The 17,975-nt window shown below is 59.7% G+C and carries 15 protein-coding genes; 7 read left to right on the top strand and 8 right to left on the bottom strand.

All coding sequences use genetic code 11. From position 1 onward, the window contains the following. Positions 1 to 138 precede the first annotated feature (138 nt). From AAF358_05600 to AAF358_05590, 3 genes are all read left to right on the top strand, one after another. Complete coding sequence (locus AAF358_05600) at positions 139 to 1,485, top strand: hypothetical protein (GenBank protein ID MEM7705005.1); 1,347 nt, start codon at positions 139 to 141, stop codon at positions 1,483 to 1,485. A gap of 459 nt (positions 1,486 to 1,944) precedes the next feature. Next, positions 1,945 to 2,526: a LemA family protein gene (locus tag AAF358_05595; protein ID MEM7705004.1), complete on the top strand. Its 582-nt coding sequence runs from the start codon at positions 1,945 to 1,947 to the stop codon at positions 2,524 to 2,526. A gap of 7 nt (positions 2,527 to 2,533) precedes the next feature. Next, positions 2,534 to 3,616: a DUF3137 domain-containing protein gene (locus tag AAF358_05590; protein ID MEM7705003.1), complete on the top strand. Its 1,083-nt coding sequence runs from the start codon at positions 2,534 to 2,536 to the stop codon at positions 3,614 to 3,616. A gap of 4 nt (positions 3,617 to 3,620) precedes the next feature. Here AAF358_05590 and AAF358_05585 read toward each other — a convergent pair whose 3' ends face one another. Further along, entirely contained in the window at positions 3,621 to 5,174 is a 1,554-nt protein-coding gene (locus AAF358_05585; GenBank protein MEM7705002.1) for a leucyl aminopeptidase family protein, read from the bottom strand. Positions 5,175 to 5,351: 177 nt separating this feature from the next. On the opposite strand from AAF358_05585, the gene AAF358_05580 reads away from it, so the two are divergent. Next, positions 5,352 to 6,314, top strand: coding sequence for a succinylglutamate desuccinylase/aspartoacylase family protein (locus AAF358_05580; GenBank protein MEM7705001.1), 963 nt, complete (start codon positions 5,352 to 5,354; stop codon positions 6,312 to 6,314). Between the two features lie 48 nt (positions 6,315 to 6,362). Here the strand turns inward: AAF358_05580 and AAF358_05575 are convergent, their stop codons facing one another. Continuing rightward, positions 6,363 to 7,004: a response regulator transcription factor gene (locus AAF358_05575; GenBank protein MEM7705000.1), complete on the bottom strand. Its 642-nt coding sequence runs from the start codon at positions 7,002 to 7,004 to the stop codon at positions 6,363 to 6,365. Beyond that, entirely contained in the window at positions 7,001 to 8,137 is a 1,137-nt protein-coding gene (locus AAF358_05570; protein MEM7704999.1) for a sensor histidine kinase, read from the bottom strand. The genes AAF358_05575 and AAF358_05570 overlap by 4 nt, the downstream gene beginning before the upstream one ends. A 151-nt stretch (positions 8,138 to 8,288) precedes the next feature. On the opposite strand from AAF358_05570, the gene AAF358_05565 reads away from it, so the two are divergent. Next, positions 8,289 to 9,050 (top strand): hypothetical protein, encoded by a 762-nt coding sequence (locus AAF358_05565; protein MEM7704998.1) that lies wholly within the window; start codon positions 8,289 to 8,291, stop codon positions 9,048 to 9,050. Continuing rightward, positions 9,047 to 9,958, top strand: a complete 912-nt coding sequence (locus tag AAF358_05560; protein MEM7704997.1) for a hypothetical protein — start codon at positions 9,047 to 9,049, stop codon at positions 9,956 to 9,958. Before AAF358_05565 ends, AAF358_05560 begins: the two co-directional genes overlap by 4 nt. Before the next feature lie 158 nt (positions 9,959 to 10,116). On the opposite strand, the gene AAF358_05555 is transcribed toward AAF358_05560, so the two are convergent. Beyond that, entirely contained in the window at positions 10,117 to 11,697 is a 1,581-nt protein-coding gene (locus tag AAF358_05555) for a GMC family oxidoreductase N-terminal domain-containing protein (GenBank protein MEM7704996.1), read from the bottom strand. Positions 11,698 to 11,958: 261 nt separating this feature from the next. Here AAF358_05555 and AAF358_05550 point away from each other — a divergent pair, with 261 nt between their 5' ends. Next, positions 11,959 to 13,110 carry a serine hydrolase gene (locus AAF358_05550; GenBank protein ID MEM7704995.1) on the top strand — a complete coding sequence of 384 codons (1,152 nt, stop codon included), beginning with the start codon at positions 11,959 to 11,961 and terminating at the stop codon, positions 13,108 to 13,110. A gap of 72 nt (positions 13,111 to 13,182) precedes the next feature. Here AAF358_05550 and AAF358_05545 read toward each other — a convergent pair whose 3' ends face one another. Genes AAF358_05545 through AAF358_05530 form a run of 4 tightly spaced genes read right to left on the bottom strand, consistent with a single transcriptional unit; the run spans position 13,183 to position 17,970 of the window. Beyond that, the gene (locus AAF358_05545) at positions 13,183 to 13,629 is read right to left on the bottom strand and encodes a DUF126 domain-containing protein (GenBank protein ID MEM7704994.1); all 447 of its coding nucleotides are present in this window, start codon (positions 13,627 to 13,629) and stop codon (positions 13,183 to 13,185) included. Next, on the bottom strand, positions 13,616 to 14,887 hold the full coding sequence (locus AAF358_05540; protein MEM7704993.1) for an aconitase X: 1,272 nt from the start codon (positions 14,885 to 14,887) through the stop codon (positions 13,616 to 13,618). Before AAF358_05540 ends, AAF358_05545 begins: the two co-directional genes overlap by 14 nt. Continuing rightward, on the bottom strand, positions 14,868 to 16,400 hold the full coding sequence (locus tag AAF358_05535; protein ID MEM7704992.1) for a BCCT family transporter: 1,533 nt from the start codon (positions 16,398 to 16,400) through the stop codon (positions 14,868 to 14,870). Before AAF358_05535 ends, AAF358_05540 begins: the two co-directional genes overlap by 20 nt. Next, positions 16,390 to 17,970, bottom strand: a complete 1,581-nt coding sequence (locus AAF358_05530) for a carboxylesterase family protein (GenBank protein ID MEM7704991.1) — start codon at positions 17,968 to 17,970, stop codon at positions 16,390 to 16,392. Before AAF358_05530 ends, AAF358_05535 begins: the two co-directional genes overlap by 11 nt. Positions 17,971 to 17,975: the final 5 nt, after the last annotated feature.

Raw genomic sequence — 17,975 nt, 5'->3', positions numbered from 1 at the left:
CGCGATGTGCAGCCCATTAGGTCTGCGGGGCACCCGCATCATCTGAAGTGACCCTGGCGATTCAATCCCCTTTTGGGGGTAGTTTCAGTCCGGAGCGTTCCATTCCCATCTAAAAGCAACCATCCGATGGGTTCCGCCATGAAAGCATTACGGCTGATTTTTTCTCTGTTGTGGGTGGCGTTCCTTGCTGACGCAGAGGCGGTGGAGCTCTCAGCCGACGGCACCGGCAGCGTGCTGATCTTTCCGGTGCTTTCGGCAGAAAACGGGCTGGACACGCTGATCAACGTTCACAACGTGAGCGACGATGCGGTGGTTGTTCGGGCGGTCGTTCGAGACGGCGTGACAGGACAGGCGACGCTTACGCTGAGAATCCTGTTTAGGCCGCGGGACACCTGGGTAGGCACCTGGGCTGGTGGTTATGCAGACGGTCCGCTGATGCTGGATTTTGACGACAGCTGCGTGGCTGGCCGTGAACCCGTCGATATCGAGTTTTTTAGCGCTAGAGCGTTCAGACCCGTCGCGCCCTCAGGGCAGGCCTGGCTGGAAGTCTTTGAGCTTGGCGCGCTGCCGCGGGACCTTTCGCGTCTTGCAGCGCCAGGATCCTGTGGCGATTTTCTCGATCTCAGCCGAGTCTCACTTGATCCGGCTGACAACCGCTTGAGTGGCGACAGCCAGCTGGTTTCGGTCTTCGAGGGCTTCAATACGTCGGTAGCGCCGACGGCGCTGATGGATCTCGGATTTCCTGCGGAGGTAGCGCCCCTGAGTGTAGATCGGCCAAACCTGTCTCACGCACAGCCCGTTGCTAGGATCAGCGGGATCGTTACCCGCTGGGCTAACGGTATTGATGCCGTTAGCGCGGTGCTGGCGGTTCGAGCTGTCGAGGCCCCTTTCAACGTCGAACCCGCAATCGATGCGCGTTCCGACCTGGTGGTCACGCTCCCGACCCGGCCGTTTTATGACGCGACCGATCGAGCACCATTCCTTGTCAACACGGATCCGCGTCGGGTAGAGCAGGGCCAGCGCGTGATGCTGGATGCATTTGATCGCAGTGGCGATGTGCTCGGATTGTCGACAGTGAAATGTAGCCCCGCTCGACCCAGCCTTCCGGTCGGGGCCGTAATAAGTGAGCCTCAGCTAAACCTGTCCTTCGGTAGAGCGTCTATCGTCCCAACCAGCGATACGGAGCCAGCGTCGGTGCGGGGCGTGAGCTTGTGCGCCAACCTTATACCGCTGCCAGTTCGAGACGTCGCCAAAAGTGGCCAATTCCGCCTGAACCTCGATGCCTTTGAAGCGGTGTCGGAAGGCGGCTGGCTGGTGAAAGGGCTGCCGCTGATCCCGGTGACCCTGACGGTTGTCCAGAACCGTTCCCTCGTGGATAACTTTGGCAACCAGGTATTGTCGAACTACGGGATGAGAATCACACAGCGAATTGTGCGTTCAATCCCTGAACGGCCGAGGCCGATACCCCAAAACTCAGCCTACTGACCAGCGCTTAGCGGTTATCGTCTTCCATCAGCCCGTCGACGGTCCCGCAAATTCCGGTGCCGCTGGCACAGGCAATTGAAGCTTTGGCCATCTGGGACTGAGAGCTTCTGTCAACGCAGCGGACCTTGCGAATTCGGGTTCGTAAACTGGGCTCTGCGCGACAGACCTTGCCGCCGCTTACCGCGGCCATGTGATCGACCGGTTTCCCATCGACTCTTTTAGGCTGACCGCTCGCGCATGCACTGAGCACCAATGCCGAAATCAATACCCAAGCGGTTCTGCTGTTCATGACCCATCCCAAAGAGCTTCAAGTTCCGCCTGACTCTCGCACAGTTGGTTGAAGGGGTCTAGCGAAACTACGAATTTTCTCGTCGATCTGACGCCAAGCCCTTTTTTTTCAGCGAAAACTCTGTGCGGTTTGGAGCTTTTTGGCATTGGAAACCAAAAAGGAGCAAAAAAATGCAGGAACTATGGATTGTAGCCGGCGTGTTGCTGGCGATCATCTTCTTGGTTTACGGCCTGTACGTTCGGGTGATCAAAACCCGGAACGCGGCGCTGAACGCGCTGTCGACCGTCGACGTGCAGCTGAAAAAACGGCGCGACCTGATCGGCAACGTGCTGGCCATCGCGAAAGAGACCATGCGTCAGGAGATTGGGCTGATCGAGCGGGTTACCGCGTTGCGCAAGCAGGCGGGCGTCGAAGCGGACCCAGGTGATCCTGACGCAGTTTCTGAGCATCTGAAAGTCGAGAACGTTCTGGGAGAAAACATGCATCGGCTGTTTGCGCTGGCCGAAGCTTATCCCGAGGCTCAGTTTGTCGCCGCCATGACCAAGGCTCAGGCCACCTATGAAGAGGTCGAGGGCCATATCGCCGCCTCGCGGCGGTTTTACAACTCAGCCGTAGAGCAGCTGCGCAACGTCGTCCAGATCTGGCCCTCCAGCGCCATCGCCAGCATGCTGAGCGTTAAGGCGCTTCCGTTCTTCGAGATGGAGCCCGCTGAACGAGAGCCGATTCAAGCGGCTGACGTCTTTGCGAGCTGAGCGGCCAATGGGAATCGTCAACTGGCTGCTAGAGCCCATCCGAGAAGTGCGGGACCTGGCGCCCGCCGAGGTCCAGACCGCGACACGTTCACTGCGCCTCACCGGTGCGCAGACCATTAAAGACGGCACCTTTGAATCGCTGGAGCAGCAGCGCCTGGCTGCCAAGCAACATCGTTCCCGCGTTCTGGTGCTGGGTATCCCCAGTGCGCTAATGCTCGGATTGCTGGTCTATCTATTGAACCTGTGGATGGAAACGGACTCCACCGACTCCGTGCTCTGGGGTGTCATCGCCGCAGTGGTCGGCGGATTGCTGGTGCACCTTATCGCTGACGTTGGCTTCTGGCTCTTCCGCAAGACCGCCAAGCACAGCGTCCTGTCCGCACTCGCAGTCCAGCAGGGTCTGCAGTATCAGATGGAAAGTGTGCCGGGGGACATCATGGACGCTTTCGAAGGGCAGAACCTCTTTGGTTCGAGTACCAACGGAGGTAAGAGCGAAGACCTCTTCATGGGGAAAATCTCGGATGTCGACTTTATGCTGTTTGAGGCGGAACGGGAAAGCATCAGCCGGTCCAAGGAGAGCACCACGACCAAACTGATTTTCCACGGCCTTTGTATGAGGTTAAGTTTTCCTAAGCGCTTTTCCGGGACCACCCGCGTGATGAGTGACAAAGGCATGCTCAACAAGCTGCATACAACCGGCAACGACCTTCCGCTGGAGCGGGTGAAGCTGGAAGACGCCGCTTTTGAGAAGCAGTTCGAGGTGTTATCAACCGACCAGGTCGAGGCGCGTTACCTGCTAACGCCTGCGCTCATGGAGCGACTGGTAGAAGTACAAAAGATCCTTGGCCCAAAAACGCGGCTGCGAGCAGGATTTTTTGATCGCCACATGCTCCTGACGCTGGACACTCGGAAAAATCGGCCGTTGTCCAAGCGTGTCGGGGTGAGCCTCAACAAGCTTCACCATTTCGAGATCCCGGACGTCAGCAAGCCGGTGGAAGAATCGGGGCTGACAAAACAGTTCGATAAGGAAATCGCCGTCTGCCGCGCGATTGTGGATACGCTCAAGCTGAACATGAAGACGCGCGTTTAGGACACTAGCTTCTTAGATACCGGGCGGCGAGCGCAACGACCGGTGCGGCCGTGGGTTTGCCGTGCTGCCAGTCACCGCCTTCCACGGAGCTGCCGGCGATATCGATGTGCATGTAGGCCAGCGGGTGCTCGGACCGGTATCTATGCTCGTCCAAACCCGACGCCGTTGACAGATAGGCCATGGGGAACTGGTGGCCGCGAGCCACCGCGACGGACGGCCCGTTGTTGGCGGAGAGCACATCGTCTGCCTGCGACCGGGCGCGGTTGGTATGCCAGTCCTCGCGACGAGGACGGTTGATTTCCATACAGTCGCCCCACGTTTCGCCCGCGTCGGCCAAACCTTGCGCGGTGCCCTGCGCTCTGGCGGTGCCGTTTTCTACCAGCGAAGTGTAAGGGCCTACCGAGAGCGCCGCGTGACCCGTTAAGGTGGCAACGGTCATCAGTTCCGGAGACACCGCATCTTTTGCAAGCTCCCGGCAATGCGAAAGGGCGTCAGTCATGGCCAACCGGCCTTCCGCATCCGTATTGGCGATACGTACGCGAACCCCTGCGTGGCTAACGATGATTTCATCAGAGACGAGCCCTTCCGGGCCCACGCTGTTCCGAACGGCGGCCAGATAGGCCACGACCTTCAGCCCTTTGGGTTTCAGTAGTGAAACGGTTTTCATAAATCCTGCGACCGCAGCACCACCGCCCTTATCGCGGCTCATGCCGGCCATGTGACCGCCGGTTTTGATATCCGCGCCACCGGTATCAAAGGTCACTGCTTTACCCACTAGGAACAGGGTCTTTTCGACAGGACCTTCGCCCTCATAGCTCATCTTAATGACCCGCGGATGATGGCGCGGAACCGTCTTGGACGCGCGGGCCACCGCAGCCAGCAGCGGGTACTGCGCTGTGATTTTGTCCTGGTCGTCGACAACTTCCACCGAAACGGCGATTCCCTGGAGAGCCTCGACGCAGGTGTCAGCAAATCGCGGCGGCGCCATCCGTTCGGGCTCGGTGCCCGCCAGATCGCGGGCGAGGCGACGGCCGGACTCCAGCGCAGCAAGAAAATCGACAGCAAGCGATTCTGATGCGTCGAAAATGGTGATGGACTCTACCGGCTCAACATTTTCTTCGCCCAGGCTTTCACGGGCTTCCAGCGGCTCCCAGAGACCCTGACATGCTCCCAGATACGTCACTTCGGCAGCATGCTCAAAGTCAGACCCCGCTGGGGCGCCCTCGACGATGATGATCGGATTGGTTGCGCCGGCGTCCCGAGCCCGAACAATGCCCTTGGCAGCCGCATCGAAGAAGCGGCGTACGTCATCGTAATCGCGATCGAGCGGACCCGTTGGTGCGTGCACCAGGCGTCCGCCCGCGAGCTCGCGAGCGTGAATGAGTAGCCCGACCTTTCCCAGACGTTGGTCGACTGCAGCGGTCCGTTGGAGAGCCGCATCGACTTCCGGGCTGCATTCGCAGCCGGCAGCACTGCTGACCAGGATGACAGCATCGTTATGGTTGCCCGCAAGAAGAAGACCGGTGTCTTTGGAGGTGCGAAGGGTGGGGTGTGTCATGGATAATCTAGGCTCGTGGATATTCGGATCGGTATAGGTTACTCGAAAGCAGAGGTTGACCTGCATGCGGGGCTGCAGAGACGACCATTACCGGCGCGATCCGACCAGGTAAATAGCAAATTTGATTTCTGTGCGCGGACGCCTGAAACGACAAGCAACGATGAGTGAAACCCAGTGATGGACAAGATGTCCCCTCCAACCGGTCTTTCCGTCTATCAATTCCTGGGCCTGCAGCCCGGTCCAAAACTGCTGGTTCTCGGCGCCGTGCACGGCAATGAGACCTGCGGGACCAAGGCTATCCAGCGCATACAGCAGGAAATCTCGGGCGGTGCGCTTCGCATCGAACGCGGATCCCTCACGATGGTTCCCATCACCAATCCGTTGGCGTATCAGCTCAAGCGTCGGCACGGGGATCGCAACCTGAATCGAAACATGCGGGTGACCGATCGGCCGCTCGACTTTGAGGATTCGGTGGCCAACCAGCTTTGTCCGTTGCTGGAGGCGCACGATGTCTTGCTCGATCTCCATTCTTTCCACACGCCGGGTATACCGTTTGCGCTGATTGGCCCCGACAACAACCGCGGCGACCTAGAACCATTTTCAAAGGCGCAAGAGGAGGAGGCGCTGGCCTTGCGCCTCGGCGTCGATCGATTTGTGGAGGGCTGGCTGGATACTTACGCCCGGGGCGTCCGCGATCGCCTCGCGCGCGGTGTCGAGGCTGACGTTGACTACGGGGTCGGAACAACCGAAACCATCCGCCGTTTCGGCGGCATGGGAATCACGCTTGAATGTGGTCAACACGATGATGAACAGGCACCGGGGCTTGCCTATCATGCGATCCGCGCGACGTTGGCTCATCTGGGAATGACAACCGCAGAAGAGGTGCCGCCGCCGGCCAGCGAGCCAGAGGTGATCCGGCTGTACAAAGTATGGGATCGGCTTCATGTGGAAGACAGTTTTGCCAGGGATTGGCGCAGCTTCGAAAAGATCTCTCGCGGCGAAGTAATTGCCAGGCGGCACGACGGCACAGAGCTGCTTTCGGACCAGGATGGATGGATCGTCTTTCCCAATCCAAACGCACAGGTGGACCAGGAGTGGTTCTATCTCGCCAACCGTTCGGATCGTCTAGGTTCTGGATAAACGTTTCTGTGCTCGGGGCAACCGGCGGTATGACCCCGAGGAGAACGCTCAGATGATGCCGTTGGTGATGGCCTTGAGAACCGCCTGAGTTCGGTCTCGCGCGTTGAGCTTCTGAAGAATGACCGAAACCCGGTTTTTGATAGTGCCTTCGGCTTTGTGGAGCTGCTCGGCGATCTGCTGATTGCTTAAGCCCGCTGACATCAATCGAAGCACGGCACGCTCTTTTTCGTCGAGTTCGGCCAGCAGAGTCTCGGGCTGGGGCAGCGAATCGTGGCCTCGAGCTCGCTGCCGAGACTGCGGATCGAGCACCGTTGCGCCATCCAAAATGGCGTCGATGGTCGTGAATAGCTCCGCCGGCTCAATGTCTTTCAGGACATAGCCATTAGCTCCGGCCCGCGTTGCCTTCAGCAGAAGTTCCTCGTCCTCAAAGGTGGTCAGCAGCAACACAGGCAGGCGATTAGCCCCTTGCCGAAGCCGCTCTACGACCTCAATGCCGTCAACCACGGGCATGCGGATATCGCAAAGCAGGATATCCACCTCAACTTGCATCAACTGCTCTAGCGCCACCGCGCCATCTTCGGCTTCAAAGGCTACCGTCAGGCCTGAATGAGCGTCAAGGATGGCTCGGAGCCCTTTGCGAACCAGGGCCTGGTCGTCGACCAGGCCAACGCGGACCGCAGTCTCACTCATGCGACGGCCCAAGCCGCGGTCACGCGGGTCCCCGTAGGCGTGTTGGGTGAGATGTCGAGTTCAGCGTGCGCATCGCTGATTCGTTCGCGCATGCCACGGATGCCGAATCCTTCAGCGCCGTCAGCGCCTACGCCGTTGTCTTCCACCGTCAGGCACACACGCCCCTGATCTCGGTGGACAGAAATGGTGCACCGGCTCGCTTCCGCGTGACGCACAACGTTGGTAATGGATTCGCGGGCCACGGCCAGCAAACTTTCCGCGACCGTCAGATCTTCGATGACCACGTCCGGCGCCACGTCGATCGAAAACTCAGGCTTAGCAAAGGGCCGGGTCAGCTCGGTCAGGGCCTTGTCGAGATCCAGCGGATTGACCTCGCGCATATTGCCTACGAGATCACGGATGTCGTCCAGCAGATCAGAAGACAGGTTCAGGCACTCGCTCAAGGCATCGCGATCCTGAGGGGCGCTTCGGTCGCGAAGCTGGCGCAGGTTGAGTTTTAGTGCTGTGAGCGTGTGGCCAGCCGTGTCGTGCAGTTCCCGGGAGACCCGCAGCCGCTCCCGATCACGGGCCGACGATTCCAGCAGCGAACGGGTGGCCAGCAGTTCCGCGTTGGTGGCCGCCAGCTGGTTCCGGGCCTCGGTCACCTGCACGGCAAAGTGCCCAATTAGAAGTGAGAAAAGCTGAAAACACGCATAGAGCGCCATGTTCAAAAAAGCCGAAAGGGCGGTCGCGTCATGAAAAACCAGCAGCACCACAAAGTGCGCCGCATTGACGATCAGCGCCGCCACGATGGCCAGCCTGATGCCCAGCACGTAGGGTATCTGTGCGACCACGATGATATTGAGTATCGGCGCACTGGACGACAAATCCACGGCGATGACTGCGGCCGCGCAGACGGCCTGGAGCATCAGATTGACGATTTTCCCCGATCTACTCCGCTGGCGGCCCAATAGCAACGCCAGCCCAAGAAACGAAGCCGCAGCGACATGCAGCACAATCCGATCATCGATCCAGGGCAGGCTGTCAGGCAGCCCCCGGGCAGCGACAAACCAAACCAGGCCCACCGTCAAGCAGCCGGCCCAGGTCAGAGAGGGCAGGGCGTCGCTGTTTCTTGGCTTCCGGCCGACTTCCATCCCCTGATTCTGCACAGAATCCGTGCGTCAACAATCCACCGTCAGAAAAAAGTGACTTCGGTCACTTTGGGTCATGACACCGGAGGGTCGCCAATACCCTCTATTTTAAGCGAACCTGAGTGCCATTGAGCTCAGAAGCAAAGGTGACACCATGGAACTACTATTCAAAGCCGTTGTGCTGGTGCACATCGTGGTCGGTAGTATCGGCCTGGCCAGTTTCTGGCTCCCGGTTTTTGCGCGCAAGCGCCGGGGGCTGCACACCCAGGCAGGCAAGGTTTTTGCCTATGCGATGATGGTGACGGCCGCGAGCGCGGCGGTTGCAGCGCTGCTAACGCTGATTGATCCGCTGGCAACACACCCCGAGACGTCATCGCGCTATGCGGTCAACCTGCGAGCCGTCAACGGCCTAATGCTGCTCTACCTGTCTGCGATCACATTCGCAGCAGCGTTTGCCGGCCTTCGAGCGGTTCGCATGAAGCGCGCCTGGGGCGGACACCGGAGCCAGGTAGAACTACTCATACATGGCTCAAGTTTCGTGCTCGCCGGAGCGGTGCTGGTAACCGGGTGGTATCTGGATTCGGTCCTGATGATGAGCCTCAGTGCCATCGGCCTGCTTGGCGCACCGGGAACCATGCGTCGCATCCTGTCGGTTCCGAACCGCGGGCTGGAATGGAAATACCAGCATATGTCGTCCATGCTGGGCGCCGGCATCGCCGCTCACACGGCTTTTCTGGTCTTCGGATCCAGCCGGTTCATCCACTCCTCGCTCGGCAGCTCGGTGTGGGTCTGGCTCGCGCCCACGCTGATCGGCGTTCCCGCGACGATGATCTGGACACGCATTCTTCGCCGAAAAGAGTCGCCTGGCGATCGAGTGACCACAAACCAGCCCATGGGCATGGAGCTTTCCCAATGAAAAACGTCTTGGCATGGACAACCCTCGTCGTCGCACTGGCAACGGCGCAGAGCGTGGTTGGCGCGAACGACATCGACGACGCAGCGCTGCAGGCCTTGATCGACAACGGCGAGGCCAAGCAAGTGGTAAGCCGCATGGAGTCGCGCCTGAAGAATGGGCCCGAGACTGCGGAGGCGCACTATTGGTTGGCGACAGGCCAGCTGGCGCAGGTTGACGCCGCATCAACCTTTCGGAAACTCGGCCTGGCTCGCAATGGCAAAAAGCATCTGCTAGCGGCCTTGGAGCTGGACCCTGCGCACGTTGAGGCCCGAAATTCGCTAGGGCAGTACTACCTTCAGGCGCCTGCGATAGCCGGCGGTTCAAAAAAGCAGGCGCGAGCGCAGGCTGACGCGCTGATGAAGCTCGACAAGGCCGCGGCGCTTCGACTCAAGGCCGACATCGAGTGGCAGGAAGAAAACGTGGAGGCGGCGATTGCCTACGATCGCCAGGCGCTGGCCGCGGGGACCTGGGTCTGGGCGCAGCAGTACACGCTGGTGATCCAGGGAGTACACAACCAGCTTCCGGTGGCTGAAGCGGTGCTCGATGAGGCTGAACAGAACGTTCGCCGCCATACGCCTGAGGACGTACGAGCGCTGCGCCTCATTGACTACCAGCGAGGCAAATTTGCCGCCGTCTCGGGACAGGCTCTGGAGGCGGGTCGTGCCGGCCTGAAGCGTTATCTGGACTACGATCCGAGCCCCGAAGACCCGGACTCGGGCTGGGCGGAGTTCCGTCTGGCGCAGGTCGAGCGACGCCTCGGCGAAGCGGCTGCCGCTGAGGCAAGGTTGTCACGCCTCGAGGCGGGCGAAGTGCCGGAGGACCTCGGCTTTGCGTTACAGGATGAGCGGCGCTGGCACTACGCTGACTGACTCGCGTACCCGACTGTGCTTCCTCTGGGCTTAAGCCATCGCTTACGGCGATGAGTAGTGTCGTTCTTCCAAAGGCCTAGCCGCGATACCGACGCGCTAGCGGCCACGAAGAATTTTTCGCGCCTGGGCGTGTAAGCGGCGCGATCCTGCCTGATCTACTAGCCGAAACGCTGAGCAAATAGTTCCGCAATCGCCACGACCAGGGGATTGGTTGGACATGAGGGTATCGCTGGTATCACGGATGCATCAACGACACTCAGGCCGGAGATACCGCGAAAAGCCAGCGAGCTGGCAACCGGTGCGTTTTTGTCGGTGCCCATCCGGCATGTGCCACAGTAGTGCCCAAATGGCGTGGCTCCGTCGTGTAGAAATTTCAGTGATGAGGCAGCGTCCCGAAAGTAATCGCCGTTTTGTTCGACGCCCCCAAATTGACTGAACTCGCGAGCGGAGAGCAGCTCCCTGCTGAGAGAAAGCGCATTAAGCATCCCCTCGCGATCGCGTTCATCGGCCAGATAGTTAACGTCTATGGCAGGCTGAATCGTTGGATCATTGCTGGTGAGCGAGAGCTGACCGCGGCTGCGAGGCCGCATGAAGCTGAAGGAGCTCTTGAAGCCAGCGGCCGCACCTGTGAGTGGCGGAATCACGTTAGCGTTAGTGGAAACATTGAGCAGCAGATCTCTGGGCCCGTTGGGTGTTGATGAGGCGTAAACGACGGCTACCGATCCGTGCGTGCCGGAAGCCTCGATCGGTTCCGGGGTGGCGAAATTGTTGCCCGAGATCAGCAGGTGATCATGGAGATTGGCGCCGACTTCAGGCGCGTCCACCACCACATGGATTCCGTGCTTACGGAGCATGTCGGCAGGACCCAAACCCGACAGCATCAGCAGCTGTGGTGTCCTGAGTGCGCCAGAACAAAGCACAACATGTGCACCTCCAGCGAGCCGTTTTTCACCCCGGTGTCGATAGCTGAGTCCGGTTACTCGATCACCCTCAATGGATAGTGAATCGACCTGGGCATTAGTGCGGATTGTGAGGTTGTCTCGGCCACGGGCGGTTGTCAGATATGCGAGTCCGGTATGCTGGCGTCTGCCCTGAGCGAAGGCCAACTGATTAATGGCAGCGCCAAGTTGAGTACCCGTGTTGATATCTGTAGTCGCGCCCAGGCCCAGACGGTCTGCGGCCGCCAGAGCCGCATCTGCCAGCGGTGGTGGATCCGGGATGAGGCTGACGCCGATAGGCCCCGCTGTGCCTCGTCCTTCCTGACGGTCTCCGAGGAAAGTTTCTGATAGCCGGAGCATCGGCTCCAGATCTTCCCAGCGCCAGCCGTCAATCCCCCAGTCGTTGATGTCCAGCGGCATGGGCCGATGATGAATCATGGCGTTAATCGCGCTGGATCCGCCAAGCACTCTGCCGTGGCCGGCGAAGAGGGTTTTCGCTCCGACATAGCGTTGTTGCGAGGTTTCGTCTGGAAAGACCAGCTCGGAGCCCAGTAGTCGAAACCACTGGAGCGGCTGGTCGATGAGGGGATCTTTCGCCTCACCGCCAGCCTCAAGAAGCATGACTCTACGGTTCGGGTTTTCGCTGAGTCTAGCCGCTACAACCGCGCCAGCGGAGCCGCCCCCGACAACCAAAACGTCGTAGTCCGAATTCGCCGAAGACCGTTTGGCCAGATGTGATGAGCATGAGGTTGCCGCGGCCGTCGCCGTAACGCCGAGCAGTTCACGTCGTGTCAGCTTCAAGGCTCTAACTAGTCGCGCGAGGCCAATGCATCAGCCCAAGCTACAGGAAAGCCGATCGCCCTGCTAGCGAAGCCTAGCGGTCCAGCGTTGGTGTCCGTCGATCGCAGGATTCTTCGGCTGAGATGAGGGGTATAGGCCATACTTTTCGGGGATGCGGAAGCGCCCCTGCCGATGCAAGATGTGCCTTCGAAAAACTGAAGCAGACCATGCTCCGGCAACCCCTCGCGACCTCCCGAAGCCACAGCAAAGGAAAATAATCCATTGAATCTTGCACCGCGCAACTGGCTAGTTTTCGTATTGACGTTCGGCATCTGCGGTTGCGACGTCGACAATCATGATGCCGGCGCTCAAGTGCCCGCCGCCGAACTGGGTCCGGGTGAGCACCAATGGAGAATCTCGTCGTTGGAGGCGGAGGGGATCGATCGTGAACCGTTCGAGGCGATGGTCAACCTGATCGAAGATGAATCAGACATCGGGATCGATGGCGTTGTGATTGTCTACAAGGGCGCTTTGGTCTTCGAAGATTATTTCGGCAAGTGGGATCGAAAAGATATCCACTCGACAAGATCAGCGGCGAAGGCCATCACCTCCGCGCTTGTCGGCGTCGCGATCGATCAGGGTTTCCTGGAGAGCGTGGATCAAACAGTCCTGCCGTTTTTTCCGGAATACGAAGGCACGATTGAGAACTGGGACGAGCGCAAAAACGACATCACGATCGGTCACGTGCTGTCGATGACGTCCGGGGTGCGAAACAACGAAGACAACATGTACCCCACCGAAGACTGGATCAAGTTCTATTGGGACCAGCCTCTGGCTGCCGACCCGGGTGAAAAGTTCTCCTACGCAACCAGCGGCATTGTCACCATCGGGAATGTTGTGACACGTGCATCCAAGCTCCGAATTCCCGCCTTTGCCGACAAGTACCTCTTCGAGCCGATGGGCATCAAGAAGTATCGATGGCCGATTACCAACTCCCGAGGCAATCAGGGTCTGGCCATGACAGGTGGTGGTCTGCATCTCACCCCGCGAGACATGGCCAAGTTTGGCCTTCTGTACCTCAACAAAGGGCGATGGAATGGGCAGAGGCTGCTGTCAGAAGAATGGGTTGCAGAATCGACAAGAAAACATGCCACCAGTGACCTGTATGGCGAAGATTTCGGCTATCTGTGGCGCATGATCGATCGGGAAATCGATGGGAAGCCGCTGCGCTCGTTCGAAGCCTGGGGAAACGGCGGTCAGTTCATTATGGTCTGGCCGGAGCTTGAACTGGTGGTTGCGTGGACCGGAGAAAACTACGGTAAATTTCCCGAGATGGAGCGGCCTTTTCAGCTCACCGAACAGTACATCCTGCCAGCAATAACTAAAGCATCGATGAGTGGATCGTCTGCTTCCGCGGCAACGGCGGTCCCATAACCTTGTCCAGGAGCTTGAGCGCAACACAGGTGGCAAACGCGCCGTCGGATCGCTGGCGGGTCATGTAACGACTCATGGTTTCGCAACGCTGGCTGTGCACGCGTCGGCATCCAGCGTCAGAAGCCATTCCGGACATTCTCGACACCAGCGCAAGACCTCCCGCCAATACTCCTGGGTGACAATAGCGATAGGCGCTGGCTTCCGGTCCAAGAGGTTCATGGCCTTCGCTGCGGCTAGCAGCACCGGGTCGGGACCGAAGGTCAAGAACCCCGCGGGTCCGCAGCCTTTGTGCATCAGCTCCAACAGCGCACCAGGGCCGGCGGTACTTCCCTTGGTTTTACCGCCTACCAGCAGCTTGCCAGCAAGAGTGGCGCCATAATCTGGGTGTCCCGCTTCGATCAATCGACCGCTAGCGATATCGATGCCGCCCCAAATGCTGACGGCGTCTTCGATATGAAGCAGCGGGCCGGTTGCCGTACCGGGGATCAAGAAATCTACCTTGATACTATGGCCCAACACGCCAGTAGCTCCTGTCGGTAACCATGGCGCCCGCCAGAGCTGAATCTGCACACTCGGCCAGCGTTGCGAGAAACGGCGTGCAGCCAAGCCCGGACGTTGCGTAGGCCGCCCACTTCACGGAGTTTGTGAGGACCAAGCCCTGCCGTGCACTCATCAGTGAGCCGTAGTACGTGCAGGTGTCTCTGATGATCGTCACACCCTTGGTTTGCAGCGACTCAAGCACCCGGCCCAGCTGCGGCATGTCATATACCGACCTTCCCATGGAAAGGTAGACCGGTAGCCTAGTCGGGCCCGCGCATGCGTTTAGGCGTCCCAAGAGTTCCTTGATCTCCTCCGGCCCAGCGTGGGGTGTGCCGATGCAGACGGCCACCGGATCATGAACGTTCGCTGGACGCCACGCGTTCGCCAGCGCCTGAATATCGTCTTCCGCGAGAAAAAATATCTCGCTGTCTCCGCTGTCCGCCCCTAGTGTTTCCGACTCTGGCGTGGAGCCTTCCACGTGGAGCATCTCCATCGAGCCCGATACGCCGGCCGCCGCGCAAAGTCCCTGCAGGACGGGTTTGCCCAGCTGCACGGGTACTCCTCGAATCAGGGCAACCTGACCCCCCGCGATTGTTCCTGCGGCATAGCCAACCAGCTGTGCGCCAATTCGGTCTTCAAACCAGCGGTCAGACAGGCGCTCAACGTTGATGACCACATGCGGTTTGCGTCCTTGGTCGGTCATCGCCCGCACCAACGGGGCTCGGCCGGTCAGCGCGCAAGCCATGTCGAAATACTGTGGGCACTTCAGGGTGCGCGCACCAATCACCGAATTGGCGTACAGCACCGCGTTCGACTCCGCCCAGGCCAAGTAGTCTCCAAAGCGGGGACTGTCGGAAAGGAAATAAGGGGCGCACGTGAGGGATGCGGTACACCCCATTTGCTGAAGCAGACCGACAACGCCTGCCGCCTTCCGACGCTCGGAAAGCTGGAAACAAGGCTCGCCGTCGGTGGTCAAGTCCGCTGAGCTGGCGTTCAGCGTGGTCGGAACGCGAACCTGCGCGCCCCAGTCAGCCAGCTTCTCCAGAAACGCGAGGTTGGCCGCGCCCGAGTGGTAAGCGCCAACAAGATGGGCCTGCTTGATAGGAACCAGTTTGGAGGCCTGCAGGCATTGGCCAACAGAAACGACTAGATCCATGGCCCATTGCGCGGCCGGACCTTGTTCGCCGTTGAGGTCGGCCTGCTCGGCTGCGGTCAGCCTAAGCGCGTTTCTGCTCACTGGAAACGGTCGCTGGGCTCCCGACCGATCGCCCGAGATTCACGCACATCATGATGGCAACAATAATCAGGGGTAGGGACGCGACCAGCACCGCCGACATGATGACCTTGACGCCGCCGTCTACCGCCATGAGCGCAACTGGGAGTAGCCCGAGCACCAAAGCCCAGAACAGGCGATTCCACCGGGCCGGATCATCACCCACGCCCATCTGTGCCGATGCGGCCGAGGCCAGCGCGTAGGAAGCTGAATCGTAGGTGGTGGCAATAAAAATGATGCTGATCGAAGCAAAGACCACCTGAGCGATCGGTCCCAGCGGCAGTTCGCCGATAACGCTGGCAATCGCGGCGGCCGGGTCACCGTTGGCGAGCACTTCACGGACCGGAACGACGTTATTGAGGTCGAGGAACAGCGCGTAGTTGCCCAGGACGATGTAGAACGCCCAGGCCCCAAGACTCCCGAACACGGCCATGTAGCCGATGAGCTGTCTGAGGGTGCGCCCACGCGAAATGCGGGTGATAAATACGCCGACAAATGGCCCAAAGGCAATCCACCAGGCCCAGTAAAAGATGGTCCAGTCTTCCACGAAGCGTGTCCGCGCGATGGGGTCGGTCCACGTCAGCATGCGGAACATGTTGTCGAGCATGAACCCGATGCTCTCGGTACCCACCCGGAGGATAAACAGCGTGGGCCCCGCCAGCAGGACAAACAACAGGAAGATCAGCGCCGCGGAGACGTTGAGGTCAGCAAGCCGCTTAATGCCCTTCTCGAGACCTGCGTAAACAGAAAAGGCAAACAGCGCTACGCAGACCGCAACCACGCCGACGTCCAGCATAAATGAGCGTTCAAGACCCACCGCGTCGGCGAGGTTGGCTGAGACCATGGGAACAGCAAGGCCCATGGACGTTCCGGCGCCGCCGATCAGGGCAAGCATAAAAACGCCATCGACGATTCGCGCGCCGATCGCGTCTTTGCCTTTGGCCCCCCAGAACGAATGACAGCTGGTGCTCAGCCTCAGGTAGGGCACTTTTTTGACATAGTACGGAAAGGCAATGGCGACGGTCGGCAGCGCGTATATGGCCCAGGCGATATAGCCCCAGTGAAACAGCCCGTAGGAGGTTGCCCAGGCGATCGCCTCTTCCGAGTTGGGCTCTGTGCCAAACGGCGGCGTGACCATGTAATAGCCCCACTCGATCGTGGCCCAATACAACAGGCCCGCACCAACCCCGGCGCAAAACAACATGGAAACCCAGCCAAAGTGAGAAAACTCGGGCCGCTCGTCAGGATCGCCCAGGCGGATCTCACCGTGCCGGCTCAGCGCGATCCAGCCGAGAAACCCGACAATTCCGATCACGACCCACTGGTAAAGCAGCCCAAAATTCTCCGCGATCCAGTCGTAGGTTTGCTGTATCTGGCCACCGGCCTGCTGCGGCCAAACCATGATGGGAACGCATACAAAAAGAACCACCAGAAACGCAGTGACAAAGATGGGGACGTCAAGCTTTCTACTGTCCATCAGCTGCCGCCGGTGTTGCTGTCCTGAGGAGTTTGCACAGCTGGTCGGATCCGTCACCCAACGGGCCAATCTTATCGCCCAGCTCAAGAATCGTTCGGTTGTTGTCAAAGCGGGGCCACGTCGGCAGCGCCTCGCTGTTGGGGTCGCCGCTGCGGGCGAAGTTTGTCCAGTATGCTTGCATGGTGTTCGTCAGCAGGCGGTCACTGTCGTCAGCCGGAAGCCAGTCGTCCGCCGTGTCGAAAACGTAAGGAATCTCCGCGCCGTGGTAGGCCCTAAGCTTGGCTCCCCCGGGTCTCGTTCTGGTGAACAAATAGTAAAATGTTGGCTTGTCCGCCCGCCCAACCTCTTCTGCCAGGCTCAGCGCCGGGCAAAAAAATTCGGCAGCGGTAGACAGCCGATTGGCCTTCATGGCGGTACTCGCGTATCGATCCAGGTGGGCTTCGACGTCGCGGCGTCGGTCATTTGCCGTCTGGCTGAGCTGTTCGTTCATGGCCGCCAGCGAGTCATCCGGCAGATACATGAGCATTTCATCCGCATTGGTGCCGATCAACAGGGGCACGGCGGCGCCCCGGTCTGACTTGAGCACGTGACGCCCGTCCGCGATGGGCCCAAAGTAGTAGTCGTTCGACATCCGATCACTTTGCTCAACCAGCGACTGCCAGTCCAGCTTACGCATGTCATGGACGGTGTTGGCGTCTAGGCTGGCGGTCAGCTGTTCACCCGCAGCGCTCGCCGCTTCGAGACTGATTGCGTCATAGGGGAATAGCGCACCGCTTTGAATGATGGCCCTGTCAAACAGCCCAACCGCGGCCGGCATTCGCATGAGCGCGGAGATGTTGCCGCCTCCGGCGGATTCTCCGAACACGGTCACGTTGTCCGGGTCACCGCCGAAAGCGGCAATATTTTGCTGCACCCATCGCAGCGCGGCGACCTGGTCTGCGAGCCCGTAATAACCCGAAACGCCGCCCTCATCTTCCTCTGACAGCGCGGGATGGGCCATGAATCCGAGTGCGCCGAGCCGGTAGTTGATGCTCACAACAACGATGTCCTGGTTGGCAAGCTGATGGCCCAGGTAATTCGGCTCATGGGAAAACCCGTTGACGTTGGACCCGCCGTGAATCCAGAGCATGACGGGCCGGGACGCTTGGCGAGACGGGTCTTTAGTCCAGACGTTCAGGAAAAGACAGTCCTCTGAAATGTCTGTGAGCTCCGGAATCACCGCATCGGTTGCGCCAAAGCCAGCGGCAACCTGCCGATACCATCGCGGATTGCCCTGTCCCTGCGGGCATGCTGAACCGAAACGGGTCGCGTCCTGGACGCCGCTACGGGAAACGTGGGGTTGAGGGGGCTGCCAGCGCAGCGCGCCAACTGGCGCGGCAGCAAAGGGGATGCCGCGAAAGGCATGGACACCACCCACCAGCGCTTCGCCACGGAGCTGCTCCCCTCCCGCAAACACCTCAACGAAGCTCGCTCTCCCCTGATCCGGAGCCTGACTCTCACATGCACAAAGCGTCAGGAACATCATAGCGGTGAATGCAATGGCGCTCAGCCGGCTGGCGGGCCGGCTCACCGCAG

The organism is Pseudomonadota bacterium, from assembly GCA_039033415.1.
Taxonomy (GTDB): domain Bacteria; phylum Pseudomonadota; class Gammaproteobacteria; order Xanthomonadales; family SZUA-38; genus JANQOZ01.
Note: the sequence above shows the minus strand (reverse complement) of the source record. Positions and strands in the feature narration are given on the sequence as shown.